Source organism: Lactobacillus crispatus (assembly GCF_018987235.1).
GTDB lineage: Bacteria > Bacillota > Bacilli > Lactobacillales > Lactobacillaceae > Lactobacillus > Lactobacillus crispatus.
On record NZ_CP072197.1, the window covers coordinates 654,064 to 670,999 of the forward strand.

17 protein-coding genes are annotated in these 16,936 nt (G+C 36.5%); 10 read left to right on the plus strand and 7 right to left on the minus strand.

The window, feature by feature from the left end:
* Window positions 1-30: 30 nt before the first annotated feature.
* Window positions 31-1,233 (minus strand): ROK family transcriptional regulator, encoded by a 1,203-nt coding sequence (locus J6L97_RS03330; protein WP_057726859.1) that lies wholly within the window; start codon window positions 1,231-1,233, stop codon window positions 31-33.
* Window positions 1,234-1,480: 247 nt separating this feature from the next.
* On the opposite strand from J6L97_RS03330, the gene J6L97_RS03335 reads away from it, so the two are divergent.
* Together J6L97_RS03335 and J6L97_RS03340 are read left to right on the plus strand one after the other, a co-directional pair.
* On the plus strand, window positions 1,481-2,767 hold the full coding sequence (locus J6L97_RS03335; RefSeq protein WP_057726860.1) for a PTS sugar transporter subunit IIC: 1,287 nt from the start codon (window positions 1,481-1,483) through the stop codon (window positions 2,765-2,767).
* Between the two features lie 11 nt (window positions 2,768-2,778).
* A complete protein-coding gene (locus J6L97_RS03340) occupies window positions 2,779-4,665 on the plus strand; it encodes a DUF4838 domain-containing protein (protein ID WP_057726861.1) in 1,887 nt (628 codons plus the stop codon).
* 112 nt (window positions 4,666-4,777) lie between these two features.
* On the opposite strand, the gene J6L97_RS11280 is transcribed toward J6L97_RS03340, so the two are convergent.
* Window positions 4,778-5,557 carry an SLAP domain-containing protein gene (locus J6L97_RS11280; RefSeq protein ID WP_057726862.1) on the minus strand — a complete coding sequence of 260 codons (780 nt, stop codon included), beginning with the start codon at window positions 5,555-5,557 and terminating at the stop codon, window positions 4,778-4,780.
* A gap of 204 nt (window positions 5,558-5,761) precedes the next feature.
* On the opposite strand from J6L97_RS11280, the gene J6L97_RS03350 reads away from it, so the two are divergent.
* The 6 genes from J6L97_RS03350 (at window position 5,762) to J6L97_RS03375 (ending at window position 10,365) form a co-directional block, all read left to right on the plus strand.
* Window positions 5,762-6,355: a hypothetical protein gene (locus J6L97_RS03350; RefSeq protein ID WP_057726863.1), complete on the plus strand. Its 594-nt coding sequence runs from the start codon at window positions 5,762-5,764 to the stop codon at window positions 6,353-6,355.
* A 115-nt stretch (window positions 6,356-6,470) separates the two neighbouring features.
* Window positions 6,471-7,070, plus strand: a complete 600-nt coding sequence (locus J6L97_RS03355; RefSeq protein ID WP_057726864.1) for a hypothetical protein — start codon at window positions 6,471-6,473, stop codon at window positions 7,068-7,070.
* Entirely contained in the window at window positions 7,070-7,789 is a 720-nt protein-coding gene (locus J6L97_RS03360) for an NEAT domain-containing protein (protein WP_013086642.1), read from the plus strand. Before J6L97_RS03355 ends, J6L97_RS03360 begins: the two co-directional genes overlap by 1 nt.
* Window positions 7,786-8,667, plus strand: a complete 882-nt coding sequence (gene isdE / locus J6L97_RS03365; protein ID WP_057726865.1) for a heme ABC transporter substrate-binding protein IsdE — start codon at window positions 7,786-7,788, stop codon at window positions 8,665-8,667. Before J6L97_RS03360 ends, isdE begins: the two co-directional genes overlap by 4 nt.
* Window positions 8,668-8,672: 5 nt before the next feature.
* Window positions 8,673-9,599, plus strand: a complete 927-nt coding sequence (locus J6L97_RS03370; protein ID WP_057726866.1) for a FecCD family ABC transporter permease — start codon at window positions 8,673-8,675, stop codon at window positions 9,597-9,599.
* Window positions 9,592-10,365 carry an ABC transporter ATP-binding protein gene (locus tag J6L97_RS03375; protein ID WP_054832929.1) on the plus strand — a complete coding sequence of 258 codons (774 nt, stop codon included), beginning with the start codon at window positions 9,592-9,594 and terminating at the stop codon, window positions 10,363-10,365. The genes J6L97_RS03370 and J6L97_RS03375 overlap by 8 nt, the downstream gene beginning before the upstream one ends.
* Window positions 10,366-10,409: 44 nt before the next feature.
* Here the strand turns inward: J6L97_RS03375 and J6L97_RS03380 are convergent, their stop codons facing one another.
* The gene (locus J6L97_RS03380; protein ID WP_005719832.1) at window positions 10,410-10,694 is read right to left on the minus strand and encodes an HU family DNA-binding protein; all 285 of its coding nucleotides are present in this window, start codon (window positions 10,692-10,694) and stop codon (window positions 10,410-10,412) included.
* A 523-nt stretch (window positions 10,695-11,217) separates the two neighbouring features.
* Between J6L97_RS03380 and J6L97_RS11210 the strand changes: the two genes are divergently transcribed.
* Window positions 11,218-11,352, plus strand: coding sequence for a hypothetical protein (locus tag J6L97_RS11210; protein WP_005719831.1), 135 nt, complete (start codon window positions 11,218-11,220; stop codon window positions 11,350-11,352).
* A gap of 89 nt (window positions 11,353-11,441) precedes the next feature.
* On the opposite strand, the gene J6L97_RS03390 is transcribed toward J6L97_RS11210, so the two are convergent.
* The 3 genes from J6L97_RS03390 to J6L97_RS03400 form a co-directional block, all read right to left on the minus strand.
* The gene (locus J6L97_RS03390; RefSeq protein WP_054832930.1) at window positions 11,442-11,735 is read right to left on the minus strand and encodes a type II toxin-antitoxin system RelE/ParE family toxin; all 294 of its coding nucleotides are present in this window, start codon (window positions 11,733-11,735) and stop codon (window positions 11,442-11,444) included.
* 2 nt (window positions 11,736-11,737) lie between these two features.
* A complete protein-coding gene (locus J6L97_RS03395) occupies window positions 11,738-11,986 on the minus strand; it encodes a type II toxin-antitoxin system RelB/DinJ family antitoxin (RefSeq protein ID WP_057726867.1) in 249 nt (82 codons plus the stop codon).
* A 267-nt stretch (window positions 11,987-12,253) separates the two neighbouring features.
* Complete coding sequence (locus tag J6L97_RS03400; protein WP_005719826.1) at window positions 12,254-13,177, minus strand: N-acetylglucosamine kinase; 924 nt, start codon at window positions 13,175-13,177, stop codon at window positions 12,254-12,256.
* 153 nt (window positions 13,178-13,330) lie between these two features.
* Here J6L97_RS03400 and J6L97_RS03405 point away from each other — a divergent pair, with 153 nt between their 5' ends.
* Entirely contained in the window at window positions 13,331-14,188 is an 858-nt protein-coding gene (locus tag J6L97_RS03405) for an IS982 family transposase (RefSeq protein WP_118992340.1), read from the plus strand.
* Between the two features lie 24 nt (window positions 14,189-14,212).
* Here the strand turns inward: J6L97_RS03405 and J6L97_RS03410 are convergent, their stop codons facing one another.
* A complete protein-coding gene (locus J6L97_RS03410) occupies window positions 14,213-16,849 on the minus strand; it encodes a YfhO family protein (RefSeq protein WP_057726891.1) in 2,637 nt (878 codons plus the stop codon).
* Window positions 16,850-16,936: the final 87 nt, after the last annotated feature.

Consider the following 16,936-nt stretch of genomic DNA (forward strand, 5'->3'; position numbering starts at 1 on the left):
TCTTTGCCTCAAAAATTAGGCAAAGGTTTTTTAGTTTAAAGTTATTTCTTGATAATTAGGATTCTGAATAACTTGAGATAATGCTACTAGAGCGCATCCTCCAACTGCACCACGGTATTTGTCTTCAGGCAATACTTCGATTCTAGTTTGTTTTTGCGAGTTTATAAATTTTAATTGATTACTGATAAATCGTAGTAATTTATTTTTAAACTCAGGAACTTGAACAATAAAACCATTTAAGTAAATTACGTCTGCATCATAGACCATTAAAAGGTTAGAAATAATAATACCTAAATATTTAATACTGGTGTCTAACATATCAACCGTATAGGGATCATTAAGCTTGTAGGCAGACAGTAAAGTATTAAAGGTAATTTTAGATTTGTCAGAAACTAATTGATGTAAGACTGTATTTTCAGATAGATCATAGAAGTTCCGTGCTCGTTTTAATAACCAAGTATGTGAACTATATGTTTGTAAGCAACCTTTTTTTCCGCATTCACATTGGAATCCATTAGGATCAATAATTGTATGTCCGACCTCTCCAACTGAGTAATTACGCTTGGGGTGTAGCTTGCCAGGTTCAATAAAGGCTGAGTATATTCCGTAACCAATATGAAAGAAGATAAAATTATCTTTTTTGGCTAAATCATTACTAAAAAGATAATGAGCATCGGCCATAGATTCAACGTTGTTTTCAGCTAACATTGGTAAATTTACTTGTTTTTGAATAGTTTCTAAGTCGAAACTTTTCCACATCTGATTGTTTGAGACTAATTTATGTTGATCAGCATTGTAGTGACCAGGAATAGCAAATCCAACACCAAGTGGGTTGCCATTAGGATTCTGTGAAATAAGAAGTTTTATTTGATCAGTAACTAGTTGATTTAGATCATACTTTTTCATTTTACTATAAGGAATAAATATTTTATCTATAATTTCTCCGTAAATGGTAGTAAGTACTAAAGCAAGACCAGCTAAGTTGAAAGAAACACCAAGATAGTTACCAATTTGTTTACTTAGTGAAATAATTCTTTTACTACGACCAGCACCTTCTTTTTGTGAAATTTGTTGGCCTGTTTCAACCACGATATGATCATCTATTAATTGCTTAACAATTTTGGAAACAGCAGCGGGTGTTACATGAAGATACTTATGTAAGTCAACCCGCGTAGCATGCCGGTTGCGATATAGGTATTCAATAGTTTGAGTTGTTGTATTTGTTTCTTGCATAATTTTAGATGTGCCCTTTCTACATACTTATGATACTACATTTAAGAGGACTTTCTTCTAATGGTTTACTTATTTTATATTTATTTAACTTAATTAAATAAATATATTGCAAATTAAGCGCTTTCAGTTTATTATATTAGGTGAAGAAGGAAATATGAGTCTATTCATTCGTTCACTAGCTTAATTAATCGAAAGAACAGCTTGTAGTTTTCTGAAGTGAAATAATTAGTGAGAGGAAAGGTGCATTATGAAAGGTTTAATGGATTTCCTGCAAAATAAACTTGCCCCAGTCGGTGAGAAAATTAGTAAGCAGAGACACTTAAAAGCGCTTCGTGAAGGATTTATGCTTGCAATGCCACTGGTATTAGTTGGTTCAATCTTCTTGCTACTTGCGAGTTTCCCAATTCCAGCTTATACAACATGGTTAACTAAAACAGGAATTGGACCAATGCTAACGAGATTAGCTAACAATAGTTTTGGGTTAATCGCATTACTAACTACATTTGGTGTAGCATATAGATTAGCAGAGTCCTATAAAGTTGAAGGACTACCTGCTGGTGCATTAGCAGTAGCAAGTATGCTGTTAGTAACACCACCATTGATAAGTAAAACTGGTGCAACTACTGCACAGGGTGTTCCTTATTCAGCTTTAGGTGGACAGGGATTGTTTACGGCTATTGTAGTAGGTTATATTACTGCAGAGATTTATCGCTGGTTCATTCAAAAGAATTTCGTTATTAAGATGCCGGAAAGTGTTCCTAAGGTTGTGGGTCAATCATTTATGGCTTTGACCCCTGGCGCTGTAATTTTAATTTTCTTTGAATTGATTAACATAGTGCTTACACAGGTACATATAGTTTCACTCAACTCTTTGTTAGCTGTTGTAATTGGACTGCCTTTAGGTTTAATTGCTGATAGCATTGGCGGCACATTCCTTGCAATTTTCTTGAACTCATTATTCTGGTTCTGTGGAGTTAACGGTGGTCAAGTTGTTAATACAGTTATGCAACCCATCTGGTTACAATTTACTGATGCTAACCGTGTCGCACTTCAACATGGTGCGGCAGTTTTACCACATATTATTACTCAACCATTCATTGACTTGTTCGTGTACATGGGTGGTGGCGGTGCCACGATTGGTTTAGCAATTTGCTTGATGTTCTTTAGTAAGAGTAAAGAATATAAAACTTTGGGTAAAGTTTCAGGTATTCCAGCATTATTTAACATTAATACTGCTATTCTTTTCAGTTTTCCAACTGTTTTGAATCCAATTATGCTGATCCCATTTATTATTAACCCAATGATTAATGCATTAGTAACATATTTGGCAATGCTATGGCACTGGATTCCATATACTACGGGAGTAATGCTTCCTTGGACTACTCCTCCAATTATTGGTGGCTTCTTAGCAACGGGCGGTAGTTGGAGTGCTGCAGTATTCCAGTTAGTATTGGTAATAATTTCAGTATTAATTTACTATCCATTCTTTAAGGCTGCTGATAATGCACACTTAAAGGCTGAACAAGCAAAGTAAGAAGGTAAATCATGATTCAAAATATAACTATTAAATCAGCTGGACATGATCCAACCACGGATTTTGCAGCTGACGAACTTAAAAAATATTTGAATAAAATAGGAGAGAAGAATGATATTTCTCGACTGCCTAACTATGAATTGATCATTCAAGAATCAGAAGGTAATGATCAAGTAAGAATTGAACAAAAAAATGATCTTTGTAAAATTGTAGGTAATCGGAAAGTTGCATTGCTTATTGGTATTTATCAATATTTGAGAATTTTAGGTGTTCGCTTCTTACGTCCTGGAGAAGAAAATGAAAAAATACCTGAAATTTCAGAGAGCGATCTAAACAGAGATATCTTTTATAAACATACAGCTAGCTATAAACATCGTGGCGTATGTATTGAGGGGGCTGATTCATTAGAAAATATCATTGATTTTATTGATTGGCTACCTAAGGTTGGATTTAATAGCTTCTTTATTCAATTTGAAAATCCGTATACTTTCTTAAAGCGTTGGTATAGCCATGAATTTAATAATTATTGGGAAAATAAAACTTTTACAAATGAAGAAGCAGACAAGATGAGTGAAAAAGTTGATGCCGCAATGAAATTGCGGTCGCTACATCATCATCGTGTTGGTCATGGCTGGACAGGAGAAATGCTTGGCTTTTCATCTAAATATGGCTGGGAGAGTGGCAAAAAGATCTCCAAAGAAAAAGAGCCTTTAGTGGCTTTAGTAAACGGAAAACGTGAATTAATTAAAGGCACACCAATTTTTACTAGTGTCGATTTTGCCAATCCCGAAGTTAATAAAGAATTAGCTGATGTAATTGTTAAATATGCTAAGAAACACCAGGATGTTGATTACTTACATGTTTGGCTATCTGATGATTGCAATAATATTTGTGAATGTGATGAATGTAAGAAGACTACGCCTTCTGATCAATATGTAGAGTTCTTGAACTATTTAGATGAGAAACTAGCTGAAGCAGGTTTGGATACCAAGATTTGTTTCTTGCTGTATCATGAATTATTGTATGCTCCAGAAAATGCGAAGATTAAGAACCCTGATAGATTCGTAATGATGTTCGCCCCGATTAGTAGAACTTTTGAAAAGAGTTATGCTGATGTTAATTATGAAAATGGAATTCCAGACTCTCCAAAATATGTCCGGAATAAAATTACTTTACCAAATTCATTGGAAAGCAACCTATCGTTCTTATTTGATTGGCAAAAGAATTATCATGGCGACAGCTTTGTTTATGACTATCCTTTGGGCAGAGCACATTACGGTGATCTTGGTTATATGGCTATTAGTAAGGTGATTTCTAGGGATATCAAGTATCTTGATAAATTACATTTGAATGGTTATATTTCTTGTCAGGAATTGAGATCAGGATTACCAACTACATTACCTAACTATGTAATGGGATTAACTCTGTGGGATAAGGAACTTGGATTTGATAATTTGATTGAAGAGTATTTTGAAGCAGCCTATGGTAAAAACTATGAAGCAGTCGTTTCATATTTGACTGAGATTTCAGCTTTATCAAGTCCAGATTATTTCAACGCAATTGGTCCACGGCTTAATAAAGAAATGGCTAAGAACTATCAGAAAATAGTTTCATTGACTAATGAATTTTTGAATAAAGTTATTGATAATTTGTCGGTTGTTAAAGGAGTAGAGCATCACAATTGGTCAATTCTTGCTTACCATAGGGAAGTTATTCATCAGTTAGCTAATGCACTTTCATTAATTGCTAGTGGAAAAAATGAAGCAGCTGAAACAGCTTGGAGAAATTTTATTGATTTTATCAAATTACATGAAAAAGAATATCAACAGGAGCTTGATGTATATAGAATTACTGAAGTAGCTACGAATTATGCCGGTTTCAAATATCGTGATAATTAATGAAATTCCCCCCCTGAAAAAAATTTGATTGCAATGGTATTATAGATAACACCTCAATCAAAAAAGGCGAGCCAGCGCTCGCCTTTTTTATTTTTTTAGAAAAATTTTTTAGTTAAAAGTTAGCTTTTTTAACGTAAGTATTCTTTGAAATACGATAGAAAGTCTTGCCGTGTAATTTAATTGCGCGACCATAAGTGTTAACGCGGTGACCTTTCTTCAAAACTTTCTTATTAGCACGCTTGCCGTTCTTCTTGTAGACATAAGCATTGTGCTTCAGAGTCCGCTTAACGGCCTTAGCTTTCTTGGCAGCTGTCTTTTTAGCAGCAGCGGCATCAGTTTGAGTCTTGTCAGATGTAGTATTGGCATCTTTATTAGCAGTGTCTTCAGCGACCTTACCTAAAGTAATATCAGCCTTTTCGTTCATGGTCTTGCCCATAACGTTAAGACCGAATTCTAAGCTGCCAGCGCTTTCTTTATAAGCATCTGCTGAGAAAACATAGTCAAGGGATGAGCCGTCTTTAGCAACATTTTCTTGCTTGCCGGCTACACCATTCAATGTTAGGCTAGCAACCATCTTAGACATGTCTTGACCTTTGGTCATTGGTGCTTTAGAGCCATCAACGTGAATAATTACTTCGGTAACTTTACCGTCCTTAACATTAACTTGAGCAGAGTTGCCCAAGAACATAGCAGCTTCTGATGGGGTAGTGCTGCCAGTTTTGGTAATAGTCATAGTGATAGTTTGCAAGTCGCTGTTTTGACTAGTAGCAGTAGTTGCAGCAACATTAGTAGCAGGTTGATCAGCTGCAGACACTACAGCTGATGGTGCCAAAACACTAGCGCTTGCGAGTAAAGCAAGTGATGTTAAAATGATTTTAGTATTTTTTCTCATAAAAGTTTCCTCCCACGAATTTTAGATATCGCTTACATTATGATCAAATAAATGTTATAAATCAATATATTTTTTGTTATTTTATTTTTTTATGAGCATAATAAGCTGAATAAAATATCATCTTGAAACCGATTGCATAGTTATTTTAAGAACTTTATAATAGAAAAGACTAATAGTATTAATAGTAAAAAGAAGGATATTAGAATGAATAAAAAGTTACTTAAGTTAATCGCAAGTAGTTCGGTCGCAATGACTTTAATGGCACCTGGAGTGGCATTTATGCAAACTAATCCGGTTGTAATGGCCGCTGAACAAAGTCAAAAGACAGTGGGAATGACGGTTTACAAATACAGTAAAAATCACCGCAACCATGCTAAGTCAATGGCTCAAGGTTTTGTGGGAGATAAGGTGCAATTAACAGTTAGTCAAAAGCATGTGACTAAAATGATAATCCATGTCGATGGTAAAAATAGTCCAATGGGCAAGGGGCAAAACGTAAATAAGATTGTAAAATCCCTCAAGATTAATGGCGTTAGCGGTAAAAAGGAAAATGTTTCCGCCGACAAATCTAGTTTTGACTTTGTTTTTGCAGGCAAAGCTTTCAAAAATAATGGTTGGGTCAAGATGCAAGTCACTATTGACTTTGGTGGTAAGATGACCGAACAAGCTTGGGTGAAGTATGACAAGGTTAGCGGTTTAACTACTAGCAAGAAAAAGACCGACAAGAAGCAAAAGAAGGCTAGTAAAAAGAGAGTCAAAAAAGTTAGTAAGAAAAGTACACACGGTCAGCGCAGATAAAAAGGTTCAAAATATCAATTATGCGGTCTATAAGGCGGATCGCAGTGGCGTTTCTGCAGCAAATAATTTTTACACGCATCATGCCAGGATTGAAAAAGTAAAGCAGGGCTATGTTATGACTTTAAAAGTTGAGGTAAAGCATGGGATGGTGACCAAATTTCAGCCGGTTTCACTGGGAATTGGTTCAATTTCAAACCTGCGTTTTACCAAACAAGCTGGCAAGGATATCTGGACTTATCAGGTCCACTTCAAGTCGCTAAATCAGTTGAAGAAGCAGGCTCAGGGGAGTCTGCGCTTGAGCGTACCAATTGCCAATATTCATGATCGTTTGTTTAAGGTCTGGTTTGCTTTTGGCGTAAAAAATGTGGCGCACAGTTCGACTGTAAGCAAGGCATTAACCGAAGCAAATAGTAGCACTGATTCAAGTAGTACTAGTGATGCTATTCCTGCAACTAATGACGACAGTAGTAAAGATGCAGAAAATGCTACAAGTAGCGCTCAACCGCGGTCAAAGCCAGTTAAAAAGCAGCAGTCTTCTTCAAACTCTAGTGTAAAACCTGGGGCAAAGATGACACCCAAGAAGAAAAAGATGGCGACGATTGCAGCGGTGGAATATCCATTTTTGACTGTGATCGCAGGCTTTTTAGCATTTGATGCTGCAATTATTGGTTTGGCCTTTTACTTAAGAAATAAAATTTTGAAGAGAAAGAAATAATGAAAAATATAGCTAAAATTATCTCTTTTCCTTTCTTGTTGCTAACTTGTTTGTTTATTTTTGGTGTGACTGTTAGTGCACAAAGCGTGAGTTATCGTACTTACAAGTATGGCACGCATCAGACCTCGATGGCTGATGGCTACTATGCGCGTCCTGCTCAGGTTGTGGTAGACGACAATCAGTACCTGGTAACGATGACGATTCGCACTAAGAAAGATCTAAGTCCCTATCCGGTTCGGGTGTTAACGATTAATGGACAAGCACCGCTAAACGTAGTAAAAACGCGGCATGGCAGTGACTATGATTATCGCTATAGTTTTCGCACTAATAATTTAAAACGTGATATTTCTAGTCAAATTAAAATAGATGTGCCACATGTTTACCAAGCAACACACAATATTACATTTGCTTTTGACACTACGCAATTGCCTAAGTTAACAAATAAAAAAGAGCGAGCAAGTCATGCAGAAAGTGCGATAAAACGTAGCGCGCCACAGGTGAAAAACAAGAGTGTTAAGCCTAAGGAGCAATTGGCACAAAAGAAGCAAGCGGCAATAGCTAACAGGCAAATAGCGCAGAATGCACGCAATCAACGTGCTAATCAACAAAGGCAGCGAAATTTTTATTATGTTATTTTGGCTGGAGTGCTTAGTTCATTAATTTTAATTGGCGTTGCTGTTTTGATTGTCGTAAATGCCAAGGAAAGAAAAAGTAAATGAAAAAACGTAAAGGATTAATTATTGGTTTAATTATATTTTTAGTAGCAATCATCGGAGTGGCAATTGGTGCTAAACGATTGATTGATCAAAAAGTTGCCAATAATGAAAAGATTGTTGCCACAAGTGCAGCGATTACTGAAATTTTTGATAAATTGAACGTTAATTTAGCAGGGGTTCCAAAGACGCAGGCTAAGTTACCAGCACGCTATCAAAAGGTGCCCAAGATTGGGGGTCCAATGAAGCCAAGTGTTGAAAAGATTGCTTCTTTGAATCCCACTCGTGTCTATGCAGTCTCAACTTTAAAAGATCAGTATGATCAATCATTTAAAGAACAAGGCGTTAAAGTTACATATCTGAAGCTGGATTCAGTAGCTGACCTTGAAGCTACACTGAGTTCATTAGGCAAGCAGTATTACCGGCAGAGACAGGCTGATTATCAGATTGGCTTAATCAAAAAAGCCGTTAAAAAGGCTAAAGCACGTGTTCACGGTCGTAAGCCTAGAGTATTGATCTTGATGGGCTTGCCTGGCGCTAATTACATGATTCTAACTAATCGATCATATTTAGGTGATTTGGTCAGAATAGCTGGTGGGGAAAATATCTATCACTCTGATAGTCAGATCTATTTGTCACCAAGTAATGACTCGCTAGCTACTAAAAATCCAGATGTCATTTTGCGATTAGAACATGCTTTACCAAATGTAACTTTGCCACAATTTAAGCAAGAGTTTAAGAAAAATTCTGTTTGGAAGACGATGAAAGCCGTAAAGACAGGCAGAGTTTATGACCTACAGCAACCAGACTTTAATGCTTCAGCTAACATGAATGTTTCTCAAGCATTGAATAAATTAAGCAACTGGTTGTACCCTGGAAAGTGATCAAAATGAAGAAAAAGGTAATTTGGATAAACTTGATTTTAGCAGTTTTGTTAATCAGTACGATTTTCTTTGCATTAACTCACGGAGCAAGCAATTTTTCAATGCAAAAGATGACTAACAGCCAATTGAATATTTTGTTTAATATCCGTGTCCCGCGGATTATTTCGGCACTAGTAGCAGGAGCTAGCCTCTCTGTTAGTGGTGCCTTTTTTCAGGCAACTTTGCGCAATCCGATTGCAGAACCTGGAATTATGGGGATCTCTAGTGCAGCCAGTTTATGTCAATTGCTAGCGGTTATTATTTTGCCAGAAATTTTCTTTGGTAAAATTATTTTCGCGATTATTGGCGGACTGCTAGCGTTTGGGCTTCTTTTATTATTCCAAAAAAAGATGACGCCTTATCAGTTAATTATCATCGGAGTGGCATTGAATGCGGTGTTCACGGGGATGCAGGAAGTTTTCACTAATAATCAAAATAGTGGCAGCAGCCTGGCCACAAGTAGTTGGGGATCAACAATGTATTTATTGGTTATTGGCATAATAGGGCTGATTTTCGCGATTTGTTTTATGAATTGGGCTAATTACTTAAAGATCAATGATGAAGAGCTGACGTCTTTAGGTGTTTCTGCTAAAACCCTGCGTTTAGTCTTGATGCTAATTGCAGTGGTTTTGGCCGCAACAACAACGGCTTGCATTGGTGTTTTAGCCTTTATCGGAATTATTGTGCCACAGGTTGCTCGTTTGCTTTTGGGATATGATTATCAAAAAATTATTCCATTTTCGATTTTTGCTGGAGCTTGGTTTTTATTGTTCGTTGACACCATCGGCCGGGTGATTACAGCGCCAAACGAGATTGCGGCTAATATTATTTTGGCTATTGTTGGTGGTCCAGTTATGATTTTAATTTTATGGAAGAGACAGAAAAATGCTTAAAGCGTCGCAGATTGATTTTTCATATGGGTCAAAACAATTATTTAATCAATTCTCTCTGAGCTTGCAGGAGCACCAGATTACGACTTTAATTGGTCCTAATGGATCTGGCAAGTCAACCTTGTTTCGCTTGCTTACACGGGCAATAAGGCCGTCTGCGGGGACAATTACGCTAGATGGGCAAGATATCTGGCAGCTAGCTGCGAAGGATTTTGCCAAAAAGGTAGCAATTGTCCACCAGCAGAATCAATTGTATAATCAGATAACTGTCAAGGAACTGGTTAAAATGGGGCGTCTGCCGTATCATTCCTTGATGGGGGATGAAGAAAATGGATCTGCTCGCCTTCAACAGATTATGCAGGAGCTAGAGATTGCTGATTTGGCAGATAAGTTTATAGCGCAATTATCTGGCGGTCAGCAGCAGCGTGTGTGGCTTGCTACAGCACTGGCGCAAGAGCCGGAATATCTTTTTCTAGATGAACCAACAACATACTTGGATTTGCATTTTCAGTATCGCTTTTTGGATTTAGTGAAAAAATTGAATCGAAAGCAGAATTTGACGATTTGCATGATTTTGCACGATTTGAATCAGGCTTTGCAATATAGTAATCAGGTAATTTTGCTCAACCAAGGTAGGATTCAAAAGCAGGGCAGGCCAGAAGAGGTAATTACGGCGCAGGCGATTAGGCAAAACTTTGGCATAGATTGCGAGATGATCGAAACTGAGCAGGGAAAAGTCTTGTTAATGGCAGGTTCTGAGGCAAAATAAAAGACCACGAGAAAACTCGCGGTCTTTTTTGTAATAATAAATTATTACTTGTTAACTTCATCCTTGAAGCTCTTACCTGGCTTGAATGCTGGAACGTTTGATGCAGCAATTTCAATTTCCTTACCAGTTTGTGGGTTACGACCCTTACGAGCAGCACGGTGACGAAGTTCGAAGGCACCGAAGCCAACTAATTGTACCTTGTTGCCTTCAGCAACATTGCTCTTAACAACGTCGATGTAAGCGTCCAAAATAGTGTTAATGTCTGTCTTAGTAGCATCAGTCTTTGCAGCGATTTGATCTACTAATTGTTTCTTAGAAATAGTTTCCATGAAAAATACCTCTTTTAATATAAACTACGATTACTTATTTTAACAGTAATCCGCGTATTTACAAGGGGAAACAGCCTCTTTAAAGAATTTTTTTAAAAAGGAAAGAAATTCTATGTATTTGAAGCGAAAAATATTGTATTCGCTATCAAAAATGTAGTTCATGTAATGATTCTTTTGTTTTGATTTGAAAAATTAACTTTTTTCAAAAAATTTAGACATTTTTTGCGTAATAAATGATGGGAGACAAGCCTAAATTTTGAATTCCAAATTTTGTACAGTGATGGAATATATAAGAGAGGTGAATAATCTTTAATTACACAAATCACATCCTCGAAATATGCTTAAACAATATCAATTAAGAACGTTGAAGAATGGATTAAGAATGGCAGGTATAAGACTATGAGCCTACTAACTTATAAAGGTTACCAAGGTACTTATCGAAGTTGAAAATGATACTTTATTTGGCGAAGTCTTAGGTCTAGAAAATACTTTTATTTCTTATGAAGGAAATTCTCTGGCAGAGTTGAAGAAAGATTTCAAAGCGGGTATTGATGATTATCTTGAGAATTGTCAATTGAATCATGAGCAACCAGAACAGGCTAACCAAGATGCAGCTAAGTTACAGTTGCAAAAATTATTATTAACATCATTAGCGTGATTGGAACAAAATAAAGCTCGAAACTTCTACAAATTGTAGTAACTTCGAGCTCTGCATTAATCTGTTTTTGTTCAATACAACGCATGCTATTACATATTGGCAAATCGATCTAGTTCATCATGTGTTCCTAATGCAACAAAAACTAGGATTAGTTCATGTGTTTCTTTATCAATCCGGTAGTACAATAGCCAATCGTCATTATATTGACGATTAACGTGCATTTCGCGATTTTTTCCTACAGGGTGATCTTTATGTTTGGCTAGAAATTCTTTGTCATTGGTTAATATTGCTTCAACACAATCATCAACATAATCCATTGGATAATGTTTTCTTTCATATCTCTTGTAAGCGCGGTAGTAGCGCTTGGTAGGATTAACTTGCATGATTATTTCCGCATGGCCTTTTTGTATTCTTCAAAAGAGCTATAACTTCCATGATAAATGTGATTATCAGCTTCATAGTTCGCTTCATCTAGTTCTGTCATGGGTCTTAGTTCTAAAGGAATGCCATTACTTCTAACAATAGCTTTGAAATACATTCTAATTCCTGTTGATACATCAACCCCATATGAAGCAAGAATATATTGAGCTTCTTTTTTTAATTTATCATCGATTTTTACACTAATTTGAGCCATAGTACAACCTCTATTCACAAAATGTATTACTTTATCTATATAGTACTATATACTATAAATACAAAATATCAATTTTTAGCGTTTGCTTTTAAAAGAATTTTAAAAGATTATAGGTAGTCTTATTATGAATACTAGGGGAAAAAACTAAAAGTGACATTTATATCTTTAATCGTAATACACCAGCAGAAATTTAAACATAAACAAAGCTCGAAGCTTCTACAAATTGTAGTAACTTCGAGCTTTTTGTAACTATTCAGAAAAGATAATTTAGCGGTCTTCGTGGTTAGTGAAGTAACGGTAGTCCTTACTCTTGTCGAACAATACGGCACGAGCGTTTTCACCGTTGGAGATTGAGAAGATAGCGTCAGGGTACTTGTTCTTAACTTCATCTTCTACCAATCCTCTAAGCATTTCGTTGTTAGCTAAAACTGAACCGGTTAAAGCAATCTTCATTGGCTTAGGATCTTCGTAACGGTCAAGACCGATGATGATGTCACGGGCTAACAGATGAGCTTGTTTCTTAATAACTTTGATTGCATCATCGCTGCCTTCATCAGCAAGTTGTGCAACGTGAACAGCCATTCCTGCAACTTCTGGGTTAGACATCTTGTAGAATTTAGCGTTACATTCATCCATGTGTTCAACGCCAAATAATTTAGTAAACATTTGAATCAAAGCGTTGTCTTCACGCTTGTCCCAGCTAAGAAGAGCAGATTGCATTGCTGAACGAGCAATTGCGTAACCTGAGCCTTCATCACCTAAGATGTTGCCGTAACCACCAACCGCGATTAAGTGGCCGTTTTGTAAACCGTTGTAAACTGAGCCAGTACCGGCAATTACTAAGGCACCGTCATCACCTTCAAGACCAGCATAAAGTGCTAAAAGTGAATCAGTAATAGCACGAGTAGGTAGGTTGTTAATTCTTGATGAGATAGTTGCGGCTACTTCTGGAGCATTACCGACAACTGAAAGACCGGCAATACCAACAAGAACGCGCATGCAGTCACCATCGACCTTGTCGATCAATTCGTTGATAGTGTCAGAGATATTCTTAATTCCGCCTTCGTAGTCAGCGTTAATTTGGCCTGGGCCGCCTTCTGCACGACCGATTTCCTTGCCAGTTTCGTCATATGCGATTGCAGTTGAGTGGGTACCACCTGCATCAACACCAATTTGGTATTTAAGAGCCATGTTGTAAATCTTCTTTCTATATTAATTTATCCGAATGATAACGTATACATTGTATTACGCGTGGTGCTAGTTAAATCGTTTTAGTTAATAAAAAAATCCAATCTTGTTAGACTCGACTTGTAAATAGTAATAATAGAAAAGAGTCTGATCTGATTGAACTGCCTTAAGCTTAAGCGTTTTAGCCACCATTTACAAGTTAGTTTTAAAGATTTAGTGATAATTTGTCGGCACTGGTATCGTTTGTATGCACCGGCTGAGTTTACTCATCGGCGAAATATTGATCAAATTAAAACTACGGACAGTCTGATTTTGGCTTTACTTATCTGGCAAGCTAAGACAGGAATTGAATCACAAAGAAGATTCTGTGAATGTTTCAATTGTTTATCACACTCACGTTTTAATCGGCGTTCACGTCAGCTATTGCAATTGATTTATCAGATACGGCAAGAAATGAATAAAAAGGTTGACCTGAATGGACATTTCTTGATCATTGACAGCTTTCCGGTACCTGTTTGCCAACCAATTCGCAACTATCGTGCTAAAATTTTTCGCGGTTATGCCAACATTGGTTATAAGGCCACCAAGAAAATTTACTTCTATGGTTTCAAAGTTCATGCCATTGTTAGCGATGACGGTTACATTCTTGATTATGTCGTAACAAAAGCATCAGTTCATGATGCCAAGGAGACAGTTGAACTGATGGAAAATGCACATCCATCTAATTACTATCTTCTTGGCGACGAAGGCTATTTAGGCAAAGAACTGCATCAACAGCTAAAACAAATGGGTTATGAACTTTGGACACCATATCGTAAAAATATGACAGGAGCTAAAAAGCACAATGATCATCAATTGATGGCTATTCGCAGAACAATTGAAAGCGACTTTTCGCTTCTGACCTATTACAATGCCGAGAACAATCGAGCACGTAGTCTGATAGGCTTTCAAAGCCGGTTGGAAATTGCAATTTTAGCTTATAATTTGGCTTATTGTCTAGAAAGATTTAACTAGCACCACGCGTATTGTATTATATTTTTATACAGTAGGTCTAGTAAAAGTTTTGCTGTTAGCGCTAACAGCGGCTTTTTTCTTGCAAATTAATAAAATTGTTAAACTAATTAAGCTAACCAACATCCCCAGTAGAAGAACCCATGGTACATAAATTAATGTAATTTGATATTTTCCTGGATTCAACTTGAAGTTTAAAAAAGCATTCATGAACAAGGTTTTATTCTTGTTAATTATTTTGCCATTATCTAAAACTAACCAGTTAATGTTATTAGGAATAGTTGACGCCAATGTCATCATCTTCTTCGTTGTGAAATGATTAGATTTGATGATCAAAGCAGATGTTTGTTTAAAGTTTGGTTGTTTTTGCTTAAAACGATGTATAATCTGCTCGAGCTTTTGTGTGTTTAAGCGCCAGAAGTGAATGCCACTAAGGTCGAGTTTATCTTTTTTTAGTTCAAAAGTAACTTGCAACCGTTGACCACGCTGGTGGCTACCTAGATTAATGAGACGGGCATTTTGATCACGTACTGCCAGATTAATATTAGCACCATTAACTGTCATTGAAATGGCATTATCATCGATCTCACCGGGCATTTCAATGTAGTAAGAATCATCAGTCTGTGGTTTGAAATTGAAAATGATGCGTGCGATTTGCTTATTGTTTTTACGATTATATTGTAGTTGATCGTTTTTCATACTAGTTACATTAATTAATTTTGCTTTAGGCCAATTGATCTGCTTAAACAGCTGCACTTTTGCCCCTGTAACTGCTTGAAAGAATTTGGTTTGATTACTAGTAATATCTAGAGAGTTAAAATTGATTTTTTGCGTTTTTTGTGATGTTAAAAAGAGTAGGGGCAAAGCGGCATTATTTTTCACTAGATATAGTTGGGCAAAGCGTTTTTGCAAATGATAATCGCTGGCATCAACGCGGTGGTTGGAATTGTCATACTTCATTTGCTTACCAGACTTGATCGTTGTGATTTCATCATTGGGCAAAAGATAATATTTGATTCCAAGTAAATCATCTGTCAAAGTAGTTCCGCCAAAATTAGTGTAGGAATTACTATTGTTTAGAAATCCAAGATTGTTGATCAGGTTGAGTACTTTTTGATCAGAAATCGAATTAAAATTACTTAAACCGTAATAACCAGCGCTAAAAGGATCATCATCAGAACGATAGAAAGTCTTTTCAGTTCGGTAAAATCCAGAATCATGTTGATTTGCGTATTGTACTGCTTGGCTGACATTAGTGGTAAAGTTCTGATAATCGCTATTTTTTTGATAAGCTAAATTGCCTAGACATAGTACTAGGTTGACGATTAACTCAAGCTCGATAACTAAATAGAAAAATGGCGCGGCAAAACTGTGTTGATGATAAATAAAGCCAATAAACAAGATTCCGAGGGCTAGAAAAGCTCCCGTGGCAATCTGCGCATCTTCAGTTAGAAAGTCAAAATGTGAGGCATTAAATACTATATAAACAATTAAACCTAAAGAAAATAGAGTCAGAAGTCCGGTCTGCCAATAAGCTATACGTTCTTTTTGTTCTAATGCAATAACGCCTAGATTTAGCGCAAAAAAGATCAACACAAAGCTGAAACGACCAGGATACCAGACAGGGAATTGGCCTAAATGCCAGAGTAAAACCAGTGGTGTCCAAAAAAGAGAAGCAATTAAGAAAATGAGTAAAATTCCGTTTGCTAATTTACGCTGCCAGTTAATCTTTTTGCTTAAAAAATATAAAATTGTCAGCAACAAGAAAGGCATTGTCAGGTAAATGTTGGGCATCCCTTCCTGCATTTCATGAAAGTTATAGGCCCCTTCGGCTAACTTAGTCAGCTGTTCAACTGGAGAAAACTGCCAGCCCAAATTCCATGAGGCAGTAGAACTAGCCTTGCCTTGCAACATTTCAACCAGAACGGGGAAGAGCATAAAGGCATCTAAAAATGAACCAGCGATACTTTTTCTTAAATAAATCCAGTTAAGGTGTAGGCGCTCCTGCTTATTAATGAAGAAAATTTTGCTTAACAGATAAAGCAAACCAAAGGCTAATGCCATAAATCCGGTATAAAAATTAGTGAACCAAAGCAAAAAGGTAATTAAAATTAACTTATTTTTTTGGTGGGCAAGCAAGCGGTCGATGGCATTAATCAATAAAGGAAGCAAAATCACAGAATCAAGCCACATCAGATTATAGTGATTGCCAATAACGTAGCCTGAAAGGGCATAAGCCGAACTAGCCGCTAAAGCGTAAAAGTGATTAGTGATTTTTTGCTGCCAATAGTAGTAGGAAGATAGTCCCGCCGCTCCAATTTTTAATGCGATAATAATTAAAATTGCTTGTGGCAAAAAATGTTGCGGAAATAAAAATAAGAGTAGATTGAAAGGACTGCAGAGATAATAGGCATCAGTTGCTAGCATTGAACCGCCTAAACCATTAGAAAAGGAATAGATTAAGCGCAAGGGATGGGAGAACAAATTTCGCCTGAAGAAGGCAAGAAAATCAACATATTGTTGACCTAAGTCGACAGTGAGCACTCCATTTTTGCTGTAGAAAAAGTAACTCAAGAAAATCAAAGCCGGTAGCAAAAAACTAAGCCAGAAAAAAATATTTTTACGATTAATTGCAATGTGTCGTGAGTTAAGAAATTTAAGCATCATTAAAAATTATATAAGCTCCCTTATGAATTGTAGAATTGATGTTTACTTTTTGTTAAAATACATCTAGTTTTAATAAAGGTGATT